This is a genomic window from Streptomyces sp. NPDC014801, from assembly GCF_043082085.1.
In the GTDB taxonomy this organism is placed as follows: Bacteria; Actinomycetota; Actinomycetes; order Streptomycetales; family Streptomycetaceae; genus Streptomyces.
This window is the reverse complement of the sequence record NZ_JBIBXG010000008.1, coordinates 58,801-85,032: the sequence shown is the minus strand read 5'-3', so window position 1 is coordinate 85,032 and position 26,232 is coordinate 58,801. Positions and strand designations below refer to the sequence as shown.

At 73.7% G+C, this 26,232-nt stretch carries 18 protein-coding genes; 8 read left to right on the top strand and 10 right to left on the bottom strand.

Translation table 11 applies throughout. The annotated features are described in order from the left end of the window. Positions 1-36 precede the first annotated feature (36 nt). The 3 genes from ACF1AL_RS20225 to ACF1AL_RS20215 all read left to right on the top strand — a co-directional run bounded on the left by ACF1AL_RS20225 (position 37) and on the right by ACF1AL_RS20215 (position 2,065). Positions 37-591: a sigma-70 family RNA polymerase sigma factor gene (locus tag ACF1AL_RS20225; RefSeq protein WP_391659763.1), complete on the top strand. Its 555-nt coding sequence runs from the start codon at positions 37-39 to the stop codon at positions 589-591. 132 nt (positions 592-723) lie between these two features. Then, the gene (locus ACF1AL_RS20220; protein ID WP_391699917.1) at positions 724-1,227 is read left to right on the top strand and encodes a hypothetical protein; all 504 of its coding nucleotides are present in this window, start codon (positions 724-726) and stop codon (positions 1,225-1,227) included. A gap of 184 nt (positions 1,228-1,411) precedes the next feature. Continuing rightward, complete coding sequence (locus tag ACF1AL_RS20215; RefSeq protein ID WP_386584530.1) at positions 1,412-2,065, top strand: zf-HC2 domain-containing protein; 654 nt, start codon at positions 1,412-1,414, stop codon at positions 2,063-2,065. Positions 2,066-2,141: 76 nt separating this feature from the next. Here ACF1AL_RS20215 and ACF1AL_RS20210 read toward each other — a convergent pair whose 3' ends face one another. The 4 genes from ACF1AL_RS20210 to ACF1AL_RS20195 all read right to left on the bottom strand — a co-directional run bounded on the left by ACF1AL_RS20210 (position 2,142) and on the right by ACF1AL_RS20195 (position 6,938). After that, positions 2,142-2,582: a universal stress protein gene (locus tag ACF1AL_RS20210; RefSeq protein WP_384207530.1), complete on the bottom strand. Its 441-nt coding sequence runs from the start codon at positions 2,580-2,582 to the stop codon at positions 2,142-2,144. 18 nt (positions 2,583-2,600) lie between these two features. Beyond that, positions 2,601-3,857 (bottom strand): SLC13 family permease, encoded by a 1,257-nt coding sequence (locus ACF1AL_RS20205; protein WP_391700374.1) that lies wholly within the window; start codon positions 3,855-3,857, stop codon positions 2,601-2,603. Positions 3,858-3,955: 98 nt separating this feature from the next. Continuing rightward, entirely contained in the window at positions 3,956-4,819 is an 864-nt protein-coding gene (locus ACF1AL_RS20200; protein WP_391826759.1) for an Fpg/Nei family DNA glycosylase, read from the bottom strand. 31 nt (positions 4,820-4,850) lie between these two features. Then, positions 4,851-6,938 (bottom strand): SpoIIE family protein phosphatase, encoded by a 2,088-nt coding sequence (locus ACF1AL_RS20195; RefSeq protein WP_391826757.1) that lies wholly within the window; start codon positions 6,936-6,938, stop codon positions 4,851-4,853. Between the two features lie 140 nt (positions 6,939-7,078). Between ACF1AL_RS20195 and ACF1AL_RS20190 the strand changes: the two genes are divergently transcribed. Both ACF1AL_RS20190 and ACF1AL_RS20185 read left to right on the top strand, forming a co-directional pair. Then, on the top strand, positions 7,079-8,509 hold the full coding sequence (locus ACF1AL_RS20190) for a lipase maturation factor family protein (protein WP_391826754.1): 1,431 nt from the start codon (positions 7,079-7,081) through the stop codon (positions 8,507-8,509). Positions 8,510-8,700: 191 nt separating this feature from the next. Next, positions 8,701-10,101, top strand: coding sequence for a protein kinase (locus ACF1AL_RS20185; RefSeq protein WP_391826752.1), 1,401 nt, complete (start codon positions 8,701-8,703; stop codon positions 10,099-10,101). A 74-nt stretch (positions 10,102-10,175) separates the two neighbouring features. Here ACF1AL_RS20185 and ACF1AL_RS20180 read toward each other — a convergent pair whose 3' ends face one another. The 6 genes from ACF1AL_RS20180 to ACF1AL_RS20155 are packed head-to-tail and all read right to left on the bottom strand — an operon-like array spanning position 10,176 to position 19,678. Then, on the bottom strand, positions 10,176-13,196 hold the full coding sequence (locus tag ACF1AL_RS20180; protein ID WP_391826750.1) for an alpha-mannosidase: 3,021 nt from the start codon (positions 13,194-13,196) through the stop codon (positions 10,176-10,178). Between the two features lie 29 nt (positions 13,197-13,225). After that, complete coding sequence (locus ACF1AL_RS20175; RefSeq protein WP_391826748.1) at positions 13,226-15,289, bottom strand: endo-beta-N-acetylglucosaminidase; 2,064 nt, start codon at positions 15,287-15,289, stop codon at positions 13,226-13,228. Next, positions 15,286-16,542, bottom strand: a complete 1,257-nt coding sequence (locus ACF1AL_RS20170) for a glycosyl hydrolase (RefSeq protein ID WP_391826746.1) — start codon at positions 16,540-16,542, stop codon at positions 15,286-15,288. Before ACF1AL_RS20170 ends, ACF1AL_RS20175 begins: the two co-directional genes overlap by 4 nt. Positions 16,543-16,587: 45 nt before the next feature. Beyond that, positions 16,588-17,493 carry a carbohydrate ABC transporter permease gene (locus ACF1AL_RS20165; protein ID WP_391826744.1) on the bottom strand — a complete coding sequence of 302 codons (906 nt, stop codon included), beginning with the start codon at positions 17,491-17,493 and terminating at the stop codon, positions 16,588-16,590. Further along, the gene (locus ACF1AL_RS20160; RefSeq protein WP_391826742.1) at positions 17,490-18,383 is read right to left on the bottom strand and encodes a carbohydrate ABC transporter permease; all 894 of its coding nucleotides are present in this window, start codon (positions 18,381-18,383) and stop codon (positions 17,490-17,492) included. Before ACF1AL_RS20160 ends, ACF1AL_RS20165 begins: the two co-directional genes overlap by 4 nt. A gap of 5 nt (positions 18,384-18,388) precedes the next feature. Next, the gene (locus ACF1AL_RS20155; RefSeq protein ID WP_391826740.1) at positions 18,389-19,678 is read right to left on the bottom strand and encodes an ABC transporter substrate-binding protein; all 1,290 of its coding nucleotides are present in this window, start codon (positions 19,676-19,678) and stop codon (positions 18,389-18,391) included. A gap of 280 nt (positions 19,679-19,958) precedes the next feature. On the opposite strand from ACF1AL_RS20155, the gene ACF1AL_RS20150 reads away from it, so the two are divergent. The 3 genes from ACF1AL_RS20150 to ACF1AL_RS20140 are packed head-to-tail and all read left to right on the top strand — an operon-like array spanning position 19,959 to position 26,174. Next, entirely contained in the window at positions 19,959-20,969 is a 1,011-nt protein-coding gene (locus ACF1AL_RS20150) for a LacI family DNA-binding transcriptional regulator (RefSeq protein ID WP_384207567.1), read from the top strand. A gap of 49 nt (positions 20,970-21,018) precedes the next feature. Next, positions 21,019-21,372: a CU044_2847 family protein gene (locus ACF1AL_RS20145; RefSeq protein WP_384207507.1), complete on the top strand. Its 354-nt coding sequence runs from the start codon at positions 21,019-21,021 to the stop codon at positions 21,370-21,372. A 2-nt stretch (positions 21,373-21,374) separates the two neighbouring features. Beyond that, complete coding sequence (locus tag ACF1AL_RS20140) at positions 21,375-26,174, top strand: trypsin-like peptidase domain-containing protein (protein ID WP_391826738.1); 4,800 nt, start codon at positions 21,375-21,377, stop codon at positions 26,172-26,174. The last annotated feature ends 58 nt before the right edge of the window (positions 26,175-26,232 follow it).

Here is a 26,232-nt window from a genome sequence, read left to right as displayed (position 1 = left end):
CTGTGCGCGACCGGTGCCCTGCGGTGCCATACGGCCATGACGGCCGGAAACACCCTCACCGCCCGCGCGACGACCGCCGAGCACGAACTCGCCGCCCTCCAGCGCGAGCACGGCCGGCCCCTGTTCGCGCTGCTGCTGCGGCTGTGCGACGGCGACCGGCAGCGGGCCGAGGACCTCGTGCAGGAGACCCTGGTGCGCGCCTGGCAGCACCCCGAGGCGCTGCGCGCCGACGCCTTCGACTCCGTACGGCCCTGGCTGATGACCGTCGGACGGCGCCTGGCCATCGACGCGCGACGCGCCCGCCAGGCCCGGCCGGCGGAGGTGTGCGACGCGGCGCTGGATCAGGGGCACGCCCCGGTGTGCGCCGATCACGCCGAACGGTCGGCCGCCGCCCTCGACGTACGGCGCGCTGTGAAGACACTCACTCCGCACCACCGTGACGTGCTGGTACTCGTGTATCTGCAGGGGGCCAGTGTGGCGGAAGCAGCGACGGAGCTGGGGATTCCGCCCGGTACCGTGAAGTCCCGCGCGTTCTACGCGCTGCGCGCCCTGCGCCGGGAGCTCGCGGGATACGCGGCCGACCTGCGGTGAAACCGACCACCAGGTCAAGGCTTGGCAAAACGCCTGCTGCTGACCATGGTTGAGTAATCGGCTGTCTTCATCCGTGTTCCGGACGAGGGCCCGCACCGGGCGACGCGCGACACCGGAGGAAGGCAGGAAGGGATGCTGCACAGAGGTCACCAGGGCACGGACGGCGCCGACGGCGGGGAACTGACCGTCCCCATGGCCTGGCTGTACGCCGAGTACATCGCCGACGAGCTGCTGCGCACCGGCGATCTGATGCCGCCGACGTCGTTCGAGTTCCGCGCCGGGCGCGACGCGCTGGCCCTGACCGTCTTCCTGTCCGACACGGAGGGCGAGCTGTCCGGCATCCGGGTGGTCACCCAGCTGGAGACCTGGCTGTCGCTGACGGCGTACGACCAGCCGTGGCAGGACTGGGTCCGCGAGCGGATGGCGGCGCTCGCCTCCGAGGGCTCCGCCACGCCGGACCTCGCGCTGGCCCGGGCGGCGTGGCGCTGGCTGGAGGAGACCGAGCTGCTGGCGCCCGACCTGAACGCCGTGCCGGGCGGGGCGGGGGCGCTCGGCGAGGACGACGCACCGAAGGTGTGGACACCGGCGTGGCAGCTCGGGCTGCCGCTCGGGCACCTGGCGATCCACCTCTTCTGACCGGCGCGGCCCGCCCGCTCCTCCCCCGCCGGGATTTTTTCCGCTCCCGGACCAATCCGGGGGCCGCGCCGCTCCGAATCACCGGTGGCGAATTCCGTGCGTGGCTTGAGTGAATCGGTGCTGTGGTCCGTACCGATGGGTGCAAGGAGTGACCCCACCCGCACCCAACGGCACGAGGATTCGCATGAGGTCCCTGGAACGGCATCGCGACGTCGCCGCCTACGCGCTCGGCGTGCTGGACGAGGCGGAGGCCTTCCGCTTCGAGGATCACCTCATGGAGTGCGCGAGCTGCTCGGCGCAGGTGACCGAATTCGGCCCGGTGACACGGCAGTTGCTGCTGTACCGGCGGGCGACCCCGCGATTCGTGCACCCGCTCGCGGCGCCGGGGGACCGGGTGCTGGACCGGCTGCTCACCGAGATCGGCCGCCGCCGGCGCTCCGCCCGCCGGCGCCTGCTGTACGCCGTCGCCGCGGCCCTCGTCGTCGGGCTGACCGCACCGGCGGTGGCCGTGCTGTCGAGCGGCGGCGAGGGGGCTGCGCCGCTGTCCGCGACGGACCCGCGGTCGGGGGTGTGGGCGCAGGTGACCACGCACGACGAGGACTGGGGCAGCCAGGTGCAGCTGAAGGTCAAGGACGCGGCCGGTACCCGCTCCTGCCGCCTGGTCGTGATCGGCCGCGACGGCTCGGAACAGACGGTCAGCACCTGGAGCGCCCCGGGCGGCGGCGGCCGCACGGCCACGATGGAGGGCAGTGCCGCCTTCCACCCCGACCAGATCGCCCGCTACGAGGTCCGCACGACGGACGGCCATCTCCTGGTGACCCTGCGCCCGCAGCAGTAGGTCCGCCGCGCCGCCAGATCCGCGGGGCGGGCACGGCACGACGAGCGGTCCCGGCTCCCGGGCCGTCGCGGGACGCCTACGGCCACACCAGCAGCACCGGGCACGGGGCGTGGTCGACGACGAAGCGGGTCGGGGGGCGCAGGGTCTTCGGCCCCGGACGGGCCGTGTCGCCGTCGCGGCCGAGGATCAGCAGGGTGGCGTCGCGGGCGGCCTCGACCACCTCGTGTTCGGGACGTCCGGTGCGGGCCAGGCGGGTGCAGGGACGGCCCAGCCGGTCCGCTGCGGCGTCGAGGAGGTGCCGCGCGGCGTCGGCGGCCATCCGCTCCAGCCGGGTGCCGGGATCGTGCCCCGGGTCGGCGCGCCCCAGCAGGCCGGCGAACGCCCCGTGCGCGGCGTCGGCGACGTCGTGGCCGCTCACGTGCAGCAGGACGACCTCGGCGGGGTCCGTGGCGTACTCGCGTGCGGCGTCCACGCAGGCGCGCCAGGTGCCCTCGGCGATCCAGACGACGACGGCCATGGGCTTCGGGCCTTTCGGTCAGGTTCCGATCACGAGCAGGGACCCCCACAGTGCCACCACGGCCGCACCGAGCGACAGGGGCACGGCGAGGAGACCGAGCACGGTGAACTCCTTCAGCTCGACCTCGTGGTCGTGCTGGTGCACGATCCGCCGCCACAGCAGCGTGGCCAGCGAGCCGGCGTAGGTGAGGTTGGGCCCGAGGTTCACGCCGAGCAGCACGGCGAGGACCGCGCCGGCGCCGGAGGGCGCGGTGAGCGGCAGCAGGACGAGCACCGCGGGCAGGTTGTTGATCAGGTTGGCGAGGACGGCGGCCAGCGCGGCGACCGCCAGCAGCGCCACCAGCCCGGTGCCGGACGGGACCAGGTGGCCGAGCGCGTCCGCGAGGCCGTTGTCGACGACCGCCCGGACCACGATCCCGAGCGACAGCACGAACGCCAGGAACGGCACTGAGGCGGCGCGGACGATCTCCGACGGGCGGGTGCGCCGCCGTACCAGGGCGCGTACCGCCAGCACCAGCGCGCCCGCGAACGCCGCCCACGCGGGGTCGAGTCCGACGGCGGAGGCGAGCAGGAAGCCGGCCAGCGTGCCCGCGACCGTCACCAGGGCGAAGACGGGCACCTCGGGCGGCTCCCCGGCGTCGGGCGTGTCCGCGCCCGCGCCCAGGTCGCCGGCGAAGAAGAACCGGAACACCGCGAACTCCACGGCGATCGCGGCGAGCCACGGCAGCGCCATCAGCCCGGCGAACCGGGCGAAGCCGAGCCCGCTGACCGAGAAGGCCAGCAGGTTCGTCAGATTGGACACCGGCAGCAGCAGCGAGGCGGTGTTCGACAGATGGGTGCAGGCGTAGACGTGCGGTTTGGGCCGTGCGCCGAGGCGTGCCGCCGTCGCGAACACCACCGGCGTCAGCAGCACCACCGTGGCGTCCAGGCTGAGCACGGCCGTGATCGCCGAGGCGGTGACGAAGACGTACATCAGCAGCCTGCTGGGGCTGCCCGCCGCCGCCCGGGCCATCCACGCCCCGCAGGCCTGGAACAGCCCCTCGTCGTCGCAGAGCTTGGCCAGCACGAGGACCGCCGCGAGGAACCCGATCACCGGGCCGAGGCGCGCCGCCTCCTCACGGGCGTGGTCCAGGGAGATCGCGCCGGTGCCGACGACGATCGCGGCCGCGGGCACGGCGACCACGGCTTCCGGCCATCCCCAGGGGCGGACGACCGCGCAGGCCAGGACCAGGGCGAGGAGAACGGCGGACAGCGTCTCGGCGAAGATCGTGTTCAGGGGTGGGTCCTCTCGGCAGCTCGGTCCTAGGTCCGCTCGCTGTGCACGCGATGCGCGGACGGCGGGGTCAGCGAGAGTTCATCACAACGCCGCGGCGCTCACTTCAGCAGCCTGGACAGCCGGCGGTCGGCGAGCGGCTTGCCGCCGGTCTGGCAGGTGGGGCAGTACTGGAGGGAGGAGTCGCTGAAGGACACCTCGCGAATGGTGTCGCCGCACACCGGGCACGCCTCGCCGGTGCGGCCGTGGACGCGCAGGCCGCTCTTCTTCTCCGCCTTCAGCCGGCCCGCGGCCACGCCCCGGGAGCGTTCGACGGCCTCGGTGAGCGTCTCGCGCAGCGCCCGGTAGAGGCGGGCGGTGTCCTCCGGGGTGAGGGAGGCGGCGAGTTTGAAGGGGGACATCTTCGCCGCGTGCAGGATCTCGTCGCTGTAGGCGTTGCCGACCCCCGCGATCAGGCTCTGGTCGCGCAGGGCGCCCTTGACCTGGCGGCGCTCCCCGGCGAGCAGCGCGGCGAAGCGGGCCTCGTCGAAGTCGTCGGCGAGCGGGTCGGGGCCGAGCCGGGCGACGCCTTCGACCTGCTGCGGGTCGTCGACGACGTAGACCGCGAGGCGCTTTTGCGTGCCGGCCTCGGTGAGGTCGAAGCCGGCGCCGGTGTCCAGGGCGACGCGCAGGGCGAGCGGGCCCTTGCCGGGGCGGGGCGGGCCGTCGGGGAGGCGGTCCTTCCACTGCAGCCAGCCCGCCCGGGCCAGGTGGGTGACCAGGTGCGGGCCGCCGCCGGTGGACAGGTCGAGGAACTTGCCGTGCCGCCGCACGGCGGTGACCTCGTGCCCCTCCAGGGCGCTCACGGGCGGGTCGTAGGTCTTCAGGACGCTGATGGCGACCGGGAGCACACGGACGATCTCGCGGCCGACCAGGTGCTCGGACAGGAAGTCCTTGAGCGCTTCCACCTCGGGCAGTTCCGGCATACGTCCAGAGTGCCATCCGTCACCGGTGGTCTCACGGGAGCGACGGCACCACGAACTCGCACCACACGCATTTGCCGCCGCCGCGCGCCTCCACGCCCCACACGTCCGTGAGCAGGTCGACCAGGAGCAGTCCGCGCCCGGAGACCCCCTGCACGCCGGCCTCCCGGCGGCGGGGCAGCGCGCTGGAGGAGTCCTCGACGTCGACCCGCAGCCGGCGGTCGGCGCCGTTGAGCACGCGCAGGGTGACGATCGCGGCTCCCTCGGTGTGCATGAGGGCGTTGGTGATCAGCTCGTCGGCGACCAGTTCGATCTCGTCGGCGCGCTCGCGGCCGCCCCAGGAGCGAACGGCGGCGCGGATCATGTGCCGGGCCTGGGTGAGCGCCTCGGCGTCGCCGGGAGCGACGTGCTGCTGGAGGCGGCCGCCGGTGCGGGGGGCGTCCAGGGGGCGGCGGCGCAGCAGCAGGAGCGCCACGTCGTCGTCTCCGCCGCGGGCCTCGGCGATGTCGATCAGCCGGTCGGCGAGGGCGCGGACGTCGTCGGGGCCGGCGGCGACGGTCGCGGCGAGGGCCCGCATGCCGTCGTCGAGGTCGGTGCCGGGCTGCTCGACCAGGCCGTCGGTGGTGAGCAGCAGGGTGTGCCCGGGGTCGAGTTCGACGGTGGAGACCGGGTACTCCAGGCTGCCGAACTCCGCGGACAGCCCGAGCGGCAGCCCGCCGGGGACGGTGACCCGGCGGCAGCTGCCGTCGGGGGCGCGCACCAGCAGGTCGATGTGGCCGGCCCGCACCACCTGCACGACCCCGGTGCCGAGGTCGGCCTCGGCGTACAGGCAGGTGGCGAAGCGGTCGGTGTCCAGTTCGTGCAGGAAGACGGAGGCGCGGGCCATCACGGTGGCCGGGGTGTGGCCCTCGGCGGCATACGCGCGCAGCACGATGCGCAGCTGGCCCATGACGGCCGCCGCGTGCGTGTCGTGGCCCTGGACGTCGCCGATGACGGCGCCGACGCGGCCGCCGGGCAGCGGGATCAGGTCGTACCAGTCGCCGCCGATGTCCCGGCCGAGCAGGCCGCCCGCGCTGCCGGCCCGGTAGCGGACGGCGACGTCGGCGCCGGGCACGCTGGGGATGGTGCGCGGCAGCATGGCCTGCTGCAGGCCTTGCGCGATGTCCTTCTCCTCCTCGTAGAACATCGCGCGCTGCAGGCTCTGCGCGATGCTGCTGCCGAGGGCGACGAAGATGTTGCGCTCCTCCTGGGTGAAGCCGCGCCGGTCGTTGTAGAGCAGGCCCATCGCGCCGATCGGGCGGGCCTGGACGATGAGCGGCAGATAGGCGGCCGAGGTGATGTGCAGGCCGGTGATGTGCGGCCACAGGATCGGGTAGTGGGCGGCGAACTCCTCGGGCGACTCGATGAAGCGGGGGCTGAGGGTGCGCACCACCTCACTCATCGGGTACGGCTCGTCGATGCGGGTGACGCGGGTGCCGGGGACGAAGCTGCCGACCGGGCCCTCCGCGATCAGCCGGATGCGGCCGGCCTCGACCAGGCCCATGACGAGGCTGGCGGCGCCGAGGTGGACCAGGCCGTGGGTGTCCTTGAGGACGTCGATGACGTCCTGGACGGTGCGGGCGTGGGCGAGGGCGGCCGTGGTGAGCTGGACGACGTTGGTCTGTTCGCGGCGGGCCTCGTCCAGGGAGGCCTGCTGGCGGTGGGCGGCGAACTCGTCGAGTTCGCTGGTGGCGTCGCGGACGATGCCGATGATGCGGCGCGGGCGGCCGGTGTGGTCGCGCCGGATGTAGCCCTGGGTGTGGGTCCAGCGCAGTTCGCCGGTGCGGCAGCGGATGCGGAAGTAGGCGCCGTAGTTCTCGCTGCCGTCCTTGATGGCCTGGGCGACCAGGGCGTCCAGGCGGCGGGCCTCGCCGGGCGGTACGCGGGCGGCGAGCGTCTCGGGGCGGCCGTCGTACTCGTCCGGGCGCACGTCGAAGGCCTCGTGCGCCTGGGCGTCCATGCTCATCAGACCGGTGTCCAGGTCCCAGTCGAAGCTGCCCATGCGGTTGAGCGCCAGGATCGGATCCGGGTGGGCGGGCCAGTCGTCCGGGAGTGACAGGGCACTCGCTCCCCGATCAACCATGCGCCCACCTTGCCAGGCTTTGCCCGATTATTCGACTGGGAGTCCGGAGTGATCTCTCCTCCGTGCGGGTTGCCCGGGCACAGCCGTGGCACACGGAGGGTGACGAGCGGTGGCGAGCGCCGGGAAAGGAGCGCGGGCGCGTGGACTGGTTCACGGCACCCGACTACTGGCTGAGCCGGCTGGTGTTCCAGCGGGCCCTGGCCGGTCTGTACCTGATCGCGTTCCTCGCGGCGGCCCTGCAGTTCCGGGCGCTGCTGGGCGAGCGGGGCATGCTGCCGATCCCGCGGTTCACCGCCCGGGTGCCGTTCCGTCGGGCGCCGAGCCTGTTCCAGCTGCGCTACTCGGACCGGCTCTTCGCGGGGTGCGCGTGGGCGGGCTGCGCGGTGTCGGCGGCGCTGCTCGCGGGCGTGGACGGGTATCTGCCGCTCGGGGCGGCGATCGCGCTGTGGCTGGTGCCGTGGGCGCTGTACCTGTCGATCGTCAACGTGGGGCAGACCTGGTACTCCTTCGGCTGGGAGTCGCTGCTGCTGGAGACCGGCTTCCTCGCCGCGTTCCTGGGCAACGACGACGTGGCGCCGCCGGTCGTGGTGCTGTTCCTGCTGCGCTGGATCCTGTTCCGGGTGGAGTTCGGCGCGGGGCTGATCAAGATGCGCGGGGACGCCTGCTGGCGGAAGCTGACCTGTCTGGACCACCACCACGAGACGCAGCCCATGCCGGGGCCGCTGAGCTGGTTCTTCCACCATCTGCCGAAACCGCTGCACCGGGTCGAGGTGGCCGCCAACCACGTCACCCAGCTGGTCGTGCCGTTCCTGCTCTTCGCCCCGCAGCCGGTCGCGACAGCGGCGGCCGCGCTGATGATCGTCACCCAGCTGTGGCTGGTGCTGTCGGGGAACTTCGCCTGGCTGAACTGGATCACGATCGTGCTGGCCGTGCCGGCGCTGCGCTTCCCGGACGGCGGCGCGCCCGCGTCGGCGCCCGCCACGGCCCCCCTGTGGTACGAGGTGGTCGTCCTGACAGTGGCGGCGCTGCTGGTGTTCCTCAGCTACCACCCGGTGGTCAACATGATCTCCCGCCGGCAGGTGATGAACCGCTCCTTCGACCCGCTGCACCTGGTCAACACCTACGGCGCGTTCGGCAGCGTCAGCCGGGTGCGCTACGAGGTCGTGGTCGAGGGCACCCTCGACGACGTGCCGCGCGAGGACTCCGACTGGCGGGAGTACGAGTTCAAGGGCAAACCCGGCGATCCGGGGCGCTGGCCGCGCCAGTTCGCGCCGTACCACCTCCGGCTGGACTGGCTGATGTGGTTCGCGGCGCTGTCCCCGGCGTACGCGGGGGCCTGGTTCGAGGGCTTGGTGGAACGGCTGCTGGAGAACGACCGCGACACCCTGCGCCTGCTGCGCCGCTCCCCGTTCCCGCCCGGCACTCCCCCGCGCCACGTCCGCGCCCGCCTCTTCCGCTACCGCTACACGACCTGGCGGGAACTCCGGGAGACGGGCGCCTGCTGGAACCGCACCTACGTCCGCGAGTACCTGCCCCCGACCCGGCTGGCGGGGGTGGCCCAGCGGACCTGAGCGGCCGGATGCCCTGACCCGGCGTCAGGGCCCGCGGGGCGGCGACGGAGGATAGGCCGTGCTGTCGGGGGTACGCGTGTCCGGCACCCCCCGTCGGTACCTCGGCGCCCGTCCCCGGCGCCCTTGAAGCAGTGGGAGATGAGATGCGGCTCCGCCAGCCGGCTCCGGCACCGTCCCGGTGTTCCGCGCCCGTGCTCGCCGGTCGGTACCGTCTGGACGGGCTCATCGGCTCGGGCGGTGCCGCCGATGTGCACCGCGGCCTCGACCTGCGGCTGCAGCGACCGGTCGCCGTCAAGGTCTTCCGCACCGGCGCCGACGCCGACATGGAGGAACGGTTCCCGAACGAGGCGCTGATCCTGGCCCGGTTGCAGCATCCCGGCCTGGTCACCGTCTATGACGCGGGCCGGCACGACGGCAGGCCGTTCCTGGTCATGGAGCTGATCGACGGCCCCACCCTCAAGCGGCGCATCGCCGAGGGGCCGCTCACGCCGGGCGCGACCGCCGCGCTCGGGGCTCGCCTCGCCCGGGCCCTCGCTCACGCGCACGAGGCGGGGATCGTGCACCGCGACGTCAAGCCGTCGAACATCATCCTGGACGCCTCCGGCCGGCCCCGTCTCACCGACTTCGGCATCTCCCGGCTGCTGGACGCCACCACCCACACGGCGCCCGGCGCCCTCGTCGGCACGGCCGCCTATCTGGCCCCCGAGCAGGTCCTCGGCCGGTCCGTCGGCCCGGCCGCCGACGTCTACGCCCTCGGGCTGGTGCTCCTCGAATGCCTCACGGCCCGGCTGGAGTACGACGGCGTGCCGCTGGAGGCCGCGATCGCCCGCCTGCACCGCCGCCCCGTTCTGCCGCAGGCCCTTCCGCGGGAACTGGCGCGGCTGCTGGGGGACATGACCGCGCTGGAGGAGGCGGACCGCCCCTCGGCGCAGGAGTGCGCGCGGACGCTCGGCGCGCTGGCCGACGCCGAAGGCCCGGGGTCCGCCCCGTCCACGGCCGTCGTGACGCTCCCGCCGCGGGCCGCCGTGACGCCCCTGCCGACGGCCGACCCGGCGCACCCGTCGGCGGCCGGCGACCCGGTGCGCGCGTCCGCGGCCGTCGTGACGCACCGGTCCGCGGCGGCGGTGCCGAGCGAGACGGCCCCCGCGCCGAACACCGACACCACGCAGCCGGGGCCGGCACCGGTCCCGCCGAGGGGCGCGCGCGGGCGGCTTCTCGTCGCGGGCGGGGCCGTCGCCCTGGCCACCGCCATGGCGGCCACGCTCGCCGTCTCGGACGGCCACGCCCCGGCGGGCAGCCACGACACGGCGACACGGACCGCCGCCCCGACCCCCGCCCGGGAAGCGCCGGGCGGACCCTCCGCGCACCCCTCCACGGCTCCGGCGTCCCCCGGCGGCACCCCGTCCGAGCGGCTGCGGGACGCCGCCCTCGTCGATGACTCCGCCGCCGCCCCGGCCCGGCCGAGCCGGAAGGTCCCCGGCGGGCCGACGCGGCACGCGACCAAGGCCGCACCGCCGCAGTCCGGCCAGGACGGCCCGCCGGAGAAGGCAAGGAAGCACAAGGAGGCGAAGGGCAAGAAGGGCAAGCACTGACGGGCCGGGCCGGGCCGTCACGGGCCGGGCCCGGCCGGGCGGTCACGAGGTGGCCGTGACCGCCCGTCCCGCCCTCAGCCCCTGCGCAGCCGCAGCGTCACCAGCTCGAACGGGCGCAGGCGCACGGCGATCCGGTCACCGTCGACGGCCGGGGCCGGGGCGTGTGCCAGCGGCCGTTCCAGCAGATCGGTGACCGTGGCCGCGGCGAGCGGGAAGCCGGTGGTCAGGGTCGCGCGGGCGCGGCCGCCGTGGGCCTCGTGGAAGCGGACGACCACGTCGCCGCTGCCGTCGTCGGCGAGCTTCACCGCGGTGATCACGACGGCGTCGTGGTCGGCGGTGACCAGCGGGGCGACCTCGGCCGCGCCCGTGAGGTGACGCTCGGGCAGATTGATCCGCCAGCCCTCGCGCACCGCGTCGCCGATCCCCGCGCCGGGCACCAGGGCGTGCCGGAAGCGGTGCACGCCCTGGTCGGTCTCCGGGTCGGGGAAGCGCGGGGAGCGCAGCAGCGAGACGCGCACCGTCGTGGTCGTACCGCCGTCGCCGTCGGTGCGGACCGTGCGGGTCACGTCGTGGCCGTAGGTCGAGTCGTTGACGATCGCGACGCCCCAGCCGGGTTCCTCCAGGTGGACGAAGCGGTGGTTGCAGGCCTCGAACTTGGCCGCCTCCCAGGAGGTGTTGGTGTGGGTGGGGCGGTGGAAGTGCCCGAACTGGGTCTCGGAGGCGTACCTTTCGGCGTGCACGTCGAGCGGGAAGGCGAGCTTGAGGAATTTCTCCGTCTCGTGCCAGTCGACCTCGGTGTCGATGACCAGCCGCCGCTCCCCCGGCGCCAGGGACAGCACCTGGGTGACCGTCGAGGAGCCGAAGGAACGCTCGACGCGGACCGACCGGCCGTCCTCGCCTGCCGTGACGGCGCCGGCCTCGGTCAGGTCGGTGACCGTGTTGCGGTAGAACTTGTCGACGTCCCACGCGTCCCACATGTTCGGGAAGTCGGGGTGCAGCTGGAGGAGGTTCGCCGCCTGGCCCGGCGCGAGGGTCTCACGGTCGGCCTCGACGTCGTACACGGAGACGACCAGCCCGCGCCCGTCGATCTCCACCCGCAGATGGCCGTTGCTCAGCACGTGCCCGCCGCCGGGACGGTCCTCGCGGGTCGTCTGGCCCTCGGTCGCCGGGGTCGCGGCGCCGCCGGCCGGGATGCCGCAGCGGGGGTGCGGGGCCGCGTTGAACACCAGCGGCACCTCGCCCTCGCCGGCCAGCGCGCGCTGGGCGGCCTCGACGATGCCGGTCAGCTCGGCGGCGACCCGCTCGTAGGTGGCGCGGGCCTCGCGGTGCACCCAGGCGATCGAGGAGCCGGGCAGGATGTCGTGGAACTGGTGCAGCAGGACCGTCTTCCAGATCCGGTCCAGTTCCTCGTACGGGTAGGGGAACCCGGTGCGTACGGCGGCGGTGGCCGCCCACAGCTCGGCCTCGCGCAGCAGGTGCTCGCTGCGCCGGTTGCCCTGCTTGGTCCGGGCCTGGCTGGTGAGGGTCGCGCGGTGCAGTTCGAGGTAGAGCTCGCCGACCCACACGGGCGGCTCCGGGTACTCGGCCTCCGCCTTGGCGAAGAAGGCGTGCGGGGGCTCCCACACCACGGTGGGCGAGCCCTCCAGGTTCTTCACCCGGGCCGCCTTGGCGATCATCTCCCGGGTGGTGCCGCCGCCCCCGTCGCCCCAGCCGGTCGGGGCGAGGGAGTGCCGGGCGACCCCCTTGTCCTTGAAGTTGCGTTCCGCGTGGGCGAGTTCACTGCCGCGCATGGAGCAGTTGTAGGTGTCGACGGGCGGGAAGTGGGTGAAGATGCGGGTGCCGTCGATGCCCTCCCAGCGGAAGGTGTGGTGCGGGAACTTGTTGGTCTGCGACCAGGAGATCTTCTGCGTCAGCAGGTACTTGGACCCGGCCGCCTTGATGATCTGCGGCAGGCCCGCGGCGAAGCCGAAGGTGTCGGGCAGCCAGGCCTCGTCGTTCTCGATGCCGAACTCGTCGAGGAAGAACCGCTTGCCGTGCACGAACTGCCGGGCCATCGCCTCCGAGCCGGGCATGTTGGTGTCCGACTCCACCCACATCCCGCCGGCCGGCACGAACCGTCCCTCCGCCACGGCCTTCTTCACCCGCGCCCACACCTCGGGCCGGTGGTCGCGCACCCACGCCCACTGCTGGGCCTGCGACATGGCGAAGACGAACTCCGGCTCGTCCTCCAGCAGCGCCGTCATGTTGGACGTGGTCCGGGCGACCTTGCGGACGGTCTCGCGCAGCGGCCACAGCCACGCGGAGTCGATGTGCGCGTGCCCTACGGCGCTGATCCGGTGCGCGGAGGGCACGGCCGGGGCGGCGAGCACGCCGGTGAGCTCGGCGCGGGCGGCGGCCGCCGTGCCGTTCACGTCCTGCAGGTCGACCGCGTCCAGGGCGCGCTCCACCGCGCGCAGCACGTCCCAGCGGCGCTGCGCGTCCGCCGGCAGCTCGGCCATCAGCTCGCCGAGCACCTCCAGGTCGATCACCAGCTGCCACACGGTCTCGTCGAAGACGGCGAGGTCCATGCGGGTCAGCGTGTACTGCGGTGCGCTGCCGGCGGTCTCCTTGTCGCCGAGCGGCGTCGGCACGAAGGGGTGGTAGTCGAGGATGACCGGGTTGGAGGCGGCCTCGATGTGCAGCCGCACCTCCTCGCCGCCCTCGGCGGGCGCGCCGATGCGCACCCACTGGTTGCGCGGGTTGAGGCCCTTCACCGGGGTGCCGTCGGGGCGGTAGACCAGGCCCTCGCACTGGAAGCCGGGCATGTTCTCGTCGAAGCCGAGGTCGAGCAGGGCTTCCACGGTCTTCCCGGCCCACGCCTCGGGGACGGTCCCGGTGACCCGGAACCAGCTGGTGCCCCACGGAGCACCCCAGCGGGCGCCGACCGCGATCGGCTCGGGCTCGGCAGCCAGTCCCTCGGCGACCGGGACCGGCTCGCCGGGCGCGTGCCACACCGCCACGTCCAGCGGTACGGACTCGGGGTACACGGCGGGGCGGATGCGCTCGTCGAGGACGCGCTTGAGGCGGGCTTCGACCAGGCTGCGGTCGTCATGCATGCGGGTGCTCCGTAATCGTCCGCGGGTGGTTACCAGGGGTGGGTCAACGTCGCGGGGGCCGACGAGGTGTACAGCTCCCCCACCGCGCGCACTTCGAACCGTGCCGCGCGTTCGCCCTGCTCGGGGCGCTGGCCGGCGACGTGGAAGGCGTACTGCCCGGTGGCGCCGAGGAAGCGGCGGGTGCCGTCGGGCAGCACGCGGTGCACGGTGTACTGCCGCACGCCGCGCAGCGGCCGGTTCCAGGCCAGACGCAGCTCGTCGCCGGCGGCGGCCGTGACGCGGAGGCCGACGGGGGCGGCCGGGGTCTCGCGGTGGGTGCGCACGGCGAGACCGCCGAGCCGCCAGCGCACGGGGCCGCCGCCGGTGGCGGTGAGGCGCACGCCGAGGGCGCGCACGGTGGCGCCGGCCACGCCCGTGAGCGGCACGGTCACGGTCCGCCAGCCGTTGACCACGCGAGCACGCGAACCGCCGTTGACGCCGCTCACCGGCAGGTAGGTGTACGGCGGCGGCGTCCCGGGCGTCCCCGGCTCGGCGGTGGCCACGCCCAGCTCGACGGTCACCTCGCCCGCCTCGACCCGGTGGGTCACCTCGACGACCGTGTTCACGGTCCGCGGCAGCCGAGTCGCGTACAGCTCGACGACCACCGGCTCGTCGAGCTCACCGCCCTCGGTGTCGACGAGCACGCTGCTGCCGCCCCGCCAGGCGTCCGTGAAGTCGAAGGAGACGGCCGGCCGCCGCCCCGGCGTGTGCACGGCCCAGCGGCGCGACGGCAGCCGGTCCTGCAGCCCGAGGTGGTTCCACGGCGTGTCCGAGACGACCGCGCCGTCCTCGTACCAGCGCAGCCCGTGCCCGGTGTTGAAGACGCTGGCGAACGGCACGGACGTCACCGTGGACCGGTCGGCCACGGACACCGCGGGCGCCCGCCACGGGTCGTCGGCGTCCGGCCGCGTCGGGTCCAGCGAGCGGCCGGTCCAGAACCGGTCGTCGGCGGCGTGGAAGTCGTCCGGTCCGCGCCGGTCGCCGGGCAGGTGGGTGCGGGTCCACTCCGGCCGGTAGAAGCCGACCGAGGCGACGTGGTCCGCGTCGCGCGGCACGACCGCGTCCCAGTTCACCGGCGTGTTCCAGCCGTTCGCCTCCACGTCCACGCCCGCCCACAGCGCGTAGCGGCTGCGGCCGAGCCGCTCGGCGGTACGCGCGGAGGAGGTGAGGCCGGCCGTGCTCCAGCCGAAGTTGACGAACATGTCGTCGGCGGCCTGGAAGAACGCCTGGTTGCGGCTGGTGAGCGCGTTCTGCCAGTCCACGGTGCCGTCGACCGTCATCGCGTCGTACCAGGTCACCCGCTGGCCGTGCGCCGCCGCCAGGGCCCGCAGCTCGCGCACGAAGCCGAGCATGTCCGCGCCCAGCGCGCTGTCCCCGCCGCCGGTCTCGGCGTTGAGGAACCACCCGTCGAAGCCGTACGCCGAGGCCACCGCGACGAGCTGCGCGGCGAGCGGGTAGTGCCCGGCGGCGTCCTTGCGCACCAGGTCGCGCGTCCAGCGCAGCTGTCCCCCGTAGGCGGCGGGCGGCAGGAAGACGTTGCCGAGGACGGGCACGCCGTGCCGGTGGGCCGCGTCCACGATCGGCGCGTTGGGCGCGAGGATCAGCCCCTCCCCCGCCGAGCCGCCCCAGAAGACCAGCTCGTCGATGTACGCCCAGTGAGTCAGGGCGTAGTAGTCGGCGGTGGCCGAGCCCTGGGAGGGGTTGCCGGCGGTCGGGCCGAAGGAGACCAGGGCCTGGACGCGGGCCTGACCGGTACGGGCCGTGGGGTTGGCCGGGGCCGGGGTGAAGCGGGGGGCGAGCGGCACGGAGGAGGCGTTGAACGCCAGGTCGGGGTCGGTCGCCGGCCGCCAGGAGGCCAGGCTGCGCCAGGTGATGCCGGGGCCGGGGCTGCCGTCGGGCAGCGAGTCCGGGTACCAGTAGGAGGCGTACGGCTGGAGCGGTGCCGCCGCGCCGGGGGCGGCCTGGGCGGGCGGCGAGGGCAGGAGTGCGGCGGCCGAGGTGGCGCCGGCGGCGAGCAGGACGGTGCGTCTGGTGGGACGCGGGGCGGGGTTCAAGAGCGGGTGCCTCCTTGCGGGGTGGGGAGTACCTGTTCGGGAGCGACAACCTCGGTGATGCCGCGCGCGGCGAGGTGGGCCGTGTCCCGGGCGCGGGTGTCGAGGACGGTGGTGGGGCGGGCGCCGTCGGCGACCAGCCGGAAGAAGGCGTCGAAGACGGGTCCGCCGGGCGCGCAGCGGGACCTCAGCGCCGGGTCGGACGGGACGACGAGGGCCGTGGTGCGGGTGGCGGGGGCCGGGTGCGGGGTGCGCGCGGCCCGGGCGAGGACCCGCGCGGTGTCCTTGGGCCGGCGGTCGTTGGTGAGCAGCCCGAGGCCGTATTCGAGGTCGGGGAAGTCGGCGAGGGCGCGGGAGACGTCGTGGGAGCACCACCAGGTCACGCCCCACAGGCCGGGGCAGTCCAGGGCGGCGGCGACGGTGGCCTCGGTGAAGGCGGCGGCGTGCTCCGGCGGGATCAGGGGCGCGGGGGCGCCGACCTCCTGGAGCCACACGGGCCGTCCCGGATCCTCGGCCCACGCCTTGCTCAGCTCGATCAGGTAGGCGGCGTGGTGCTCGGTGGGGACGCCGGTGCGGCCGTGGCGCTGGGCGGTGCCGTTGAAGACCCAGGAGTGGACGGCGGTGACGGCGCCGTGCCGGGCGGCCTGGGCGGGGGTGAAGGGCTGGTCGTCCTGGTACCAGGTGGCGTCGTACTCGGCGTGCAGGTGCAGCCGTCCGGGGGCGCCCTTCTCGCAGGCGGCGAGCATGCGCTCCAGCCAGGCGTCGATCTGGCCGGCGCTCGCCCGGTCGGGGTCGGGGTGGGGGCCGGCGGAGAACTGGTTGACCTCGTTGCCGAGGGTCATGCCGAGGAAGTTGGGGCGGTCGGCGAGCGCGGCGGCCAGGGTGTGCAGATAGGTGGCCTGGCCGTCGAGGACCTCGGGGTCGGTGAAGAGGTTGCGCCGGTGCCAGGTGCGGGTCCAGGCGGGCAGGAAGTCGAAGCTGCTGAGGTGGCCCTGCAGTCCGTCGACGTTGACGTCGAGGCCGCGTTCGGCGGCCGCGTCGGCCAGGTCGAGGAGGTGCTCGATCGCCCGGGGCCGGATCAGGGCGCGGTCGGGCTGAAAGTAGGGCCACAGCGGGAAGACGCGGATGTGGTCGACGCCGAGGTCGGCGATCGAGTCGAGGTCGGCGCGCACGGCGCCGGGGTCGTAGTCGAGCCAGTGGTGGAACCACCCTTCGCTGGGGGTGTAGTTGACGCCGAAGCGCGGGGCAGCGGGCATGCTCAGGTCCTTCAGGGGGTCCTTGGGGCGGGGCTCACGCCGGGTTCAGCCCTTGACCGCGCCCTCGCCGACCCCGCGGAAGAAGTACCGCTGGAGGCAGGCGAAGAGCACCAGGAGCGGGGCGACGGCGATGACGGTGCCGGCGGCGACGAGCCGCTCGTCGTTGGCGAAGGTGCCGTGCAGGTAGTTGAGGCCGATGGTCAGGGTGAACCGGGACGGGTCGCTGAGCACGATCAGCGGCCACAGGAAGTCGTCCCAGGCGCCCATGAAGGCGAAGATCGCGACGACGGCGAGGGTGCCCTTGACGGCGGGCAGCGCGATGCGGGTGAAGCGCTGCCAGACGTTGGCGCCGTCGACGAACGCGGCCTCCTCGATCTCGTACGGCAGGTTGAGGAAGGCGTTGCGCATGAGCAGCACGTTCATCGCACCGATCGAGCCGGGCAGGACGACACCGACCAGGGTGTTGTTCAGGCCGAGTTCGCGCATGGTGGTGAACTGGGCGATCACGATGCCCTCCACCGGCACCAGCATCGCGAGGATGAAGGCGAGGGTGGCGGCGCGCCGGCCGCGGTAGCGCAGCCGGGCGAGGGCGTAGCCGGCGAGGGCGGAGCCGACGCAGTTGGTGACGACGTTGGCGGTGGCGACCTTCAGCGAGTTCAGGGCGTAGTCCCACACGGGGATGGTGGCGGCGACGCGCTCGTAGTTGTGCAGCGTGGGGTGCTCGGGCAGGAAGCGGGGTGGGGAGCTGAAGATGTCCTCCGTCGGCCCCTTGAGGGAGGTCGACAGCTGCCACAGGAAGGGGCCGACGGTCAGGGCGAGCACGGCGAGCAGCAGGACGTAGCGCCAGGCCAGTTCCCAGACGCGGACGCGGCGGCCGTGCTCGTCGGTGATCCGGGGTTCGCGGGGGGCCGCGGCGCGCGGTGCGGGCCGTACCTTCTCGAGGACGCTCATCGTTCCTCCTTCCGGTCGGCGCGCAGGACGAGCAGCATCAGGGCGACGGTGACGACGAAGACGACGAGGGAGATCGCGGAGGCGTAGCCGACCCGGCCGGTCAGGCCGGTGCCGGTGCGCTGGACCAGCATGACGAGGGTGGTGTCCTCGCCGGCCGGGCCGCCGCTGGGGCCCGCCATCAGGTAGACCTCGGAGAACACCTTGAACGCGGCGACCGAGGACAGGGCGGCGACCAGCACCATGGTGGAGCGCACGGCGGGCACGGTGACGGTGAGGAAGCGGCGGACGGCGCCGGCGCCGTCCACGGCGGCGGCCTCGTGCAGCTCGCGCGGCACGTTCGCCAGCGCCGCCAGGTAGATGATCATGTAGTAGCCGAGGCCCTTCCACACCGTGACCGCCATGGCGCTGAACAACAGCAGCCACTGGTCGCTGAGGAAGCCGACCCGGCCCACGCCGACCGCCTCCAGCAGCGCGTTCACCAGTCCGCGCTCGTCCAGCAGCCACACCCAGATCAGGCCGACGACGACGATCGAGGCGACGACCGGGGTGTAGAAGGCGGACCGGAAGAAGGCGATGCCGGGGATGTTCTTCTGCACCAGCAGGGCGAGCAGCAGCGGCAGGACGACGAGGGCGGGGACGACACCGACGACGTACAGGGCGCTGTTGCGCAGGCCGATCCAGAACATGTCGTCGTGCAGCAGCTCGCGGAAGTTGGCGAGCCCGACGAACCGCCCCGGGAGCAGGGTGCGGCGGTCGGTGAAGGCGTTGATCACCGTGGAGACGAACGGCCACAGGATGAAGGCGCCGATGATCAGCAGCCCGGGCGCGGCGAACAGCCAGGGGCTGGTCGGCAGTTGGCGCCGCACCCGGGTGGCGGGGAAGCCGGCCATGTGCGTCAGCCCTGCTGCCGGAGCAGCGTGTCGCACTGCTTGACAGCGTTGTCAAGAGCGTCCTTGGGGCTCTCCTTGCCCTGGAGCGCCCGGGCGACCTCGTTGCGCAGCGCGGTCTTCATCTGCTCGCTGAACAGCACCGGCGTGTAGTTGACGGCCGTCTTCAGCGACTTGGCGGCGGCGATGCGCACCCGGGTCACGTCGGTGCCGTCCTCCTGGGTGAAGTACGGGTCGTCGAGCGAGCCGGCCGTGGAGGGGAAGATCGCGACCTTCTTGGCGAAGGACATCTGGTGCGCGGCGTCGGTGACGAAGTGCGCGAAGGCGATCGCGGCGGGCTTCTTCTTGGTCTGCGCGTTGACCATCACGCCCATCACGTACATGTTGGCGTGCCCGGTGCTGGTGATCTGGTCGGTGATGCCGATGTTCTTGTACAGGTTCGGCGCGTTCTTCTTGAAGTTCTCCAGGTCCAGGGCGCTGCCGGGGTTCATGGCGACGGCCTCGGTGAGGAACTTCTTGCCGGAGGACTCGGGGGTGGCGGTCAGCGCCTGCGGGTCGAGCGCCTTGGCGTCGTACAACTGCTTGTACTTGGTGAGAAGTTCGACGCCCTTGGCGTCGTTGAAGGCGAAGCCGGTGCCCTCCTTGTTCATCAGCTCCACGTCGTAGCGGCCGAAGTCCTCGATGGTGGGGACGTTGGCGAGGGTGGCGACCTTGCCGCCGCTCCGGTCCGCCATCTGCAGGGCGTCCGCGAAGAGTTCGTCGTACGTCTTCGGCGGCTCGGCGGGGTCGAGGCCGGCCTTCTGGAAGAGCGACTTGTTGTAGAACATCGGCCCGGTGTTCAGATACCAGGGGAAGGCGTACGTCCCGCCCAGGCCCGGGACCTGATGGCTCGCCCAGGCGCCCTCCAGGTACTCCTTCTTGTACTGCCCGGCGGCCTTGTCGAGGTCGAGCGCGAGGCCGGCCTTGGCGAGCGGGGCGACCAGGTCCGGGGAGACGTTGACGACGTCGGGCAGGGTGCCGCCGGCCGCGTCGGCGCTGATCTTGTCGGCGTAGCCCTCGGCGGGCTGGTCGATCCACTTGACGTGCGTGCCCGGGTACTTCTTCTCGAACTCGGCGACGACGCCGTCGAAGTAGTCCTTGAAGTTGGCCTTCAGGTTCCAGGTCTGGAACGTGATGTCGCCCTGGACCTTGCCCGAGGCGTCGTCCGAGCCGCCGTCGTCCCCGCCGCCGCAGGCGCTCAGCGGCAACAGGACGACGGCGGCAGCGGCGGCGGCGAAGGTTCTGCGGGAGATGCGCACGACGGTGTGCTCCTTCGTGAGGACGGTGTGCAAAGGGGGTGGGGGCCGGCCGATGGCGCCGGGGCAGACCTTGCCCGCCGATTCCCGACGACGTCAATGGATTCACCGGAACTAAAGTCTTTAGTTGGCCGTTTCCCCAGGTCAGCGAGTTTGACAACGATCTCTTGCGGGAGATCGCTAATGCGCTTTAGCCTGTTGGCACTCAAGCGCATTAGTGCATCGGAGTTTTCGAAGGGGGGACGGGTTGTCGGGCAAGCGGGTGCCGGCGCGCCGGCCGACGATGAAGGACATCGCGCGGCGCGCCGGTGTCTCCGAGAGCGCGGTCTCCTTCGCGCTCAACGGCCGTCCGGGTGTCTCGGAGGTCACCCGGGACCGGGTGCGCCGGGTCGCCGAGCAGCTGGGCTGGCGGCCGAGCACGGCGGCCCGCGCGCTGTCCGGGGAGGGCGCGGCGACGGTCGGCTTCGTGCTGGCCCGCTCCGCCGACACCCTCGGCGTGGACTCCTTCTTCCTCCAACTGGTCTCCGGCATCCAGGAGGTGCTGGCCGAACGCCACCTCGGGCTGCTGTTCCAGGTGGCGCGGGACGTCGACGAGGAGTGCGCGGTCTACCGGCGCTGGTGGGCCGAGCACCGGGTGGACGGCGTGCTGGTGGTCGACCCGCGCAGCGACGACCCCCGGCCCGGCCTGCTCGACGAACTCGGGCTGCCCGCCGTGGTGATCGGGGGTGCGCCGGACGACCGCCATCCAGGGCTGTCCTCGGTGTGGGCGGACGACGCCGGTGCGATGGCGTCGGTGGTGGACCGGCTGCACGCGCTGGGCCACCGGCGGATCGTGCACATCGCCGGGCTGCCGGGCCTCGCGCACACCGAACGCCGGATCCGCACCCTGCGCGCCGAGGCCGGGCGGCGAGGCCTGACCGAAGTGGAGTCGGTGACCACGGACTACTCCGACGCCGAGGGCGCCGCGGTGACCCGCCGGGTCCTGGAGCGCTCCCCCGCCCCGACCGCGCTCGTCTACGACAACGACGTGATGGCCGTCGCCGGCATCGCGGCCGCGACCGGCCTGGGCTTCGCCGTCCCGGGGGACGTGTCGGTGGTCTCCTGGGAGGACTCGGCGCTGTGCCGCCTGGTCAAGCCCTGGCTGTCCGCACTGTCGCGGGACAGCGTGGAGTTCGGCCGCACGGCGGCCCGCGAACTCCTCACCCTCCTGGACGGCGGCCCGGCCCGCACCGTACGGGTCCCGGTCCCACGGCTGATCGAACGGGACAGCACGGGGGCGGCGCGTGGCGCGTGACCACTACGATGAGTCCCCGTCAGACCGCTTGCACTGAAGGGGGAACGGGTTGGACGAGCGCGAGGCGGCGGTGGTCCCGGTCGAGATCGACGGGCAGCAGGTGCTGCTGTCGGTCGCTCCGGGCGGACGCGGACCCGGATCCGCGCCGGCGGAGGAGAGGGAGATCGGCTGGCGCGCGGCACGCCTGGACTCCGTGCTGGACGGTCTGACGGCGGCGGCCCGCGCCATGGGAGAGCGCCTGCAGCAGACCGGCGCGGCCAAGGCCACCATCGAGTTCGGCTGCGATGTCTCCTACGACAGCGGGCAGTTGCTGGCCGTGCTCGGCAAGGCGTCGGCCAAGTCCGCCTGGAAGGTGACCCTGGAGTGGACGGCCCCGGAGACACAGAGCACCTCCGGGACCTAGCCGTGGACCTCTGGAAGGGGCTGCTGGAGTCCGCGACGGTGGCCCTGGAGCTGCCGGACGGCCGCGGCGGCGGCACCGGCTTCGTCCTCGCGCCGGGAACCGTGGTCACCTGCGCCCATGTGGTCGCCGGAGCGGACACCGTGCTCGGGCGGATCTCGGTGACCGGGCAGGAGTTCCCCCTCACCGTGTCCGCCGGGGACAGCCACCGCTCCCCCGGCGGTCTCGACGTCGCCTTCCTCCGTTTCGATCCCGGCAGCGTCTCCCCCCGGCCGGGGCCGGTCCTCACCTCGGCGCCCATGCGACTCGGCGACCGCCTGTGGGCGTACGGGCATCCACGGGGCACCTACCGGGCCGGGCAGGGCGCCGCCCTGGAGTACCAGGGCGAGTCCCGGGTGGCCTTCGCCGACGCCGTGCCGCTGCCCCGCGGTTACGGCACACCGGTCGGCGAGGGGTTCAGCGGCAGCCCCGTGGTCAATCTGCGGACCGGCGCGGTGTGCGGCATGCTCACCACGTCCAACGAGGCGGGCAGCGCCCACATGATCCCCATCGCGGAGATCACCGCACGCCTTCCCGGGGCCGAACCGTCCGCCGCGTGGGTGCGCACGCTCACCGACGAGCAGATCGCGGCCGCGGGGCTGCGCCGCCCCGGCCCGCTGCTGCGGGACTACCTGCGCGCGGCCCGTGAGGAGGCCGACGAGCACCCGTACGCGGCGCTCCTGACCGACGCGGGCGAGGTGCCACTGTCGACGGTCTACGTCCGGCAGGAGGCGTCGTCGGACGACGACCCCGACGATCACGGCGCCCGGCAGCGGCGCCGGGTGCCGAACCGGCCCGCTGAGAGCGTGCTCGCGGAGGAACGCCATGTGCTCTTCACCGGCGGCGCGGGCGTGGGCAAGTCCAGTCTGCTGCGCCGGCTGACGTACGTGGCCGCGCAGGCCTGGCTCGAAGACCCCGCGCAGGCACCGCCCTACGTGCCGGTGCGGGTGGCCGCCGCGGAGCTGACGAACGGTCCGTTCCCCGAGGCCCTCGCGGCCGCCGTGGGACGTGGTCTGCCCGGGCTGCGCCGTTCGCCCCGGCCCGAGATGTTCGACACCGGACCGTTGCCGCAGGTCGACTGGCTGGTGTGTGTCGACGGCCTCGACGAGGTGCTGGACCCCGAGGAACGCGGCACCGTGATCCGCCTGGTGCAGCGCTGGGCGCGCGAGCCGCACCTGCGCTTCGTGGTGGCGAGCCGCTCCCTGGTCACCGCCGAGATGAACCGTCTCGGCGCGCTGGGCCGGTACGTCCTGGAGGGCCTCGGCGACGCGGAGATCGAGCAGGTCGCCACGGCATGGTTCCAGGCGCTCGGCGTGAGCGACGCCGTTCGCCGGGCGGCCGGGCTGGCGGGCGAGGTGCGCCACGGCCGGCTGGGCGAGGTCGCCCGCAACCCCCTGTACCTGACCATGATCTGTGTCGTCGCGGCGGTACGGGACCTGCCGCGCACGCCGGACGAACTGTACGGGCGGTTCCTCGCCGTGCTCCGGGAGAAGGGCGCCCGGCGGCTGGCCCGCGGGGGCGGCCCGGTGCACGGCATCACACCGGATCTGCTCGACCGGGTGCGCGAGGTGCTGCTCGACGTGGCCGAGCGGCGGCAGGGCGGCGATCGGCGGCCCCTGCTGGACCAGGCACGCGAACTCCTGCGGGAACACCACCCCGGACTGCCGGCCGCACGGGATGAGGTGTTCCGCGCTCTGACCTTCACCGGGCTGGTGCGGCAGCAGGGCACGGAGCTGCACTTCCTCCACCACACCATCCAGGAGTACCTGGCCGCGCAGGCGCTGGCGGACCGGCACACGCCGAAGGACGCCGAGGCACTGCGCGTCGTGCGCCGGGCGATCGCGGGTGAGCGACCCAACCTGGTGCTGTTCATGGCCGCGCGCTGGCACGCGCAGGGCATCCCGCTGGAGGAGTTCCTGCGCACCGTCGCGGACAGCGGCGGCTGGCGCGACCTGCTGCTGTGCGCCACCGTCCTGAGCGACGAGCCGGCCGGCGACGAGGAGCTCACGGGGCGGTTCACCCGTGCCGTGATCAAGCTGCACGGGCGGCGGGTGCACGTCGGTGACCTCACCGTGGAAACCGTCCTGGACCGGCTGTACGCGGTGCTCGACGAGGACGGGCTGGCCGCCGTCGTCTGCGACCCCTCGGTCCCGCACGCGCCGCGTCTCGGGGCGCTGCGGCACCTTGTGCGGCGGGGCGGCGACCGGGCCGCCGCACTGGCCGCCGCGCTCGCCGGTGACGACGCCCTCCCGGCGGCCCTGCGGGTCGAGGCCGCGCGGTTGCTCGCCGACGCGGGCGAGCACGCCCAGGCGTGCGCACGGCTCGCCCTCCTGGCCGAGGACGCCGACTGCGTGCCGGAGTCGCGTCTGAAAGCGGCGCTGGCACTGCTGGACCTGGACCAGGAGGTCGCGACGGCCGCCCTGTGCGGCGTGCTGCGCACGACGGACTTTCCCCAGGAGCACGTCGAGGACTTGGAGAGAAGCCTTCCGGCCTCCATGGCCCCGGCCACCCGGACCGCGCTGGCGGACTCGGTGGCGGCGAACCCTGTGGTGGCCGGGGCCGGGCCGGGTCTGGCGCGGTACCTGCGCGCGGTGCTGCTCGCCCCGGTGCGGCCCGATGCCCTGGTGGGCGTGGCCTCGGACGCTTCCCTTCCGCTGCCCCTGCGCTACTACGCGGCCGATCGCCTGACACGGGGCGGAACCGCGGTGGGCAGGGCGGCGGCTCGCGAGCTCTACGCCTTCCTGGTCGGTGCTTCCGAGTCGTCCGACGACCTGGTCGGGGTCACCGTGAGCCACATCGACGACGCGCGCCTGGTCGAGCGAGTCGCACGCGACGACCAGCGGTCCGTCTTCGCCCGGACGCAGGCGGCCGAACGGCTCGTCGACCTCGGCCACGTCTCCACGGCCGAGGAATGCCTTCTGTCGCTGGCTGCGGCTGAAGCGGGGCCAGGGGCAGCGTCCGGGGCGGCCGCCGCCCTTCGCGACCTGGGGCATGCGGCCGCGAGCCGGCGGCTCCTCCTCGACGGCCTGCACGACCCGGAAGCGGCCGGCTTCGAAATCGCCCAGTACGCGCGCACCCTGGCGGAGCTGGGGGCCCCGGCGGAGGCCGAGGAGGCGCTCAGGCGGATGGCCGCGGACCGCGGCATCGGGGCCTTCGACCGGCTGACGGCCGTCGAGGCACTGGAGGACGTCGCCCCGGCGGCCCTCGCCCCCCTGCTCGCCGAGTTCGCCCTCGACCGCACCCTGCCCTCGGACGTGCGCCACATGGCTGCGAGCGGTCTCCTCGACGCCGGGGACCGCTCGGTGTCCACCGACGCGCTGCGGCGCCTCGCCGAGGACCCCTGGGCCGCCACGGCGGACCGCGTCGACGCACTCACCGACCTGGCCGACATCGATGCGCGCACCGCGGCGGAGATCGTGCACAGGATGCTCGACGAGTCGGGCCTCACCGACCGTCACCTGTGGCGGCTGCTCGACCTCGCCGACGCCCTGACCCCGGACGCGCGTCCGCGCAGGCGGCTGGAGGCGCTGATCGACGACGAGACCGTGCCGCCGGACGACCTCCTGCACGCGACGAGCGATGTCCCCTTGGCGGCCGCGATCGTGCCGCGGCTTCGGCGGGCCGTGCGCCGCATCGCCGACGTCACCGCCGACCGGCCGAACGTGCGGGCCCTCGCCGTGCACGGGCTGCTCGGCCTGATCCCCTACCGCCACTGGCGCACCCTCATGGCGGGGCTCGGCGAGGACCGCCTGCACACGCTCAGCCTGCACGCCGCCATGGGCGCGCACTCCTACGACCTGTTCCCCGAGCACCGGACGCATCTGTCGTTCTACCAGGAGGACGAAGGCGTGGTCGCCCCGGCCGGATTCCTGGCCGGCGTGGACCTCGGCGAAGCCCTCGCCCGGTGGCGCGAACTCCTGGTGCGGCGACGGCCGGAAGCCGTCACGCGGCTGCGGCACCTGGAGCACTTGATCACCGACGAAGCCGAGGACGAGGAGATCCGGACCGCCCTGCTCGACTGGGGCCGTGACGCGGCGGCACCGCTCGCGGAGCGGATCGCGGCCGCGGAGACCGCGCACGCCTACCCCCGGGCTCCCTGGTACGCGCTGGCCGCCGACGCGCGCACTCCGGCCGAACTGCGCGTGACCGTCTGCGCGTTGCTGCCCCCACTGGGCCCGTACAACCGCATTCCCCTCGCCCGTCGGCTCGCGTCGGACCCCACCGTTGCGCTGGACGTGCGCGCCAAGGCCGCCGCGCTGCTCGCCGAGGACCTCGGCGAGGAGGGCCGCCGTCGGCTGCGGGACCTGGCCGGCCCGCACACGACGGACCCCGAGGCCCACGCGGCCGTGGCGGCTGCCTGGGAGAAGCTGGGCATCGGCGCCGAGGCCGTGGCAGCCTTCCGGCGGGTGCTGGACGACGAGCAGAGCGAGGCGCGGCAGCGGGTCGAGGCCGCGGCGCGTCTGACGCGCTGGCGGGAGGCACGCGGGCAGGCCCGGACGGCCCTCCGGTCGGTCCTGTACGACGAAGGGGCACCCCTCGGCGTGCGGATCGACGCGGCCGAGCGTCTGCTCGGCCTGCGCGAGGAGGCCGAGGCGCACCTGGGCCTGCTGCGGCTGGCCCGCTCACGCACGCCCGGCCCGCAGGAGCGGGAGCGGATCGCGCGGTTGCTCCCGGACGACCTGCGGGGCCTCGCCCGTCCCGAAGGGGGCGCGGAAGGCGCTCCCCATGACCGGCTGAGAGCACGCTCCGCCGGCCCCTCGACGTGAGGCGTGCGGCAGGGCACAGTTCTTCCTGCGTACGCACTACTCACCGGTAATCGCCCCG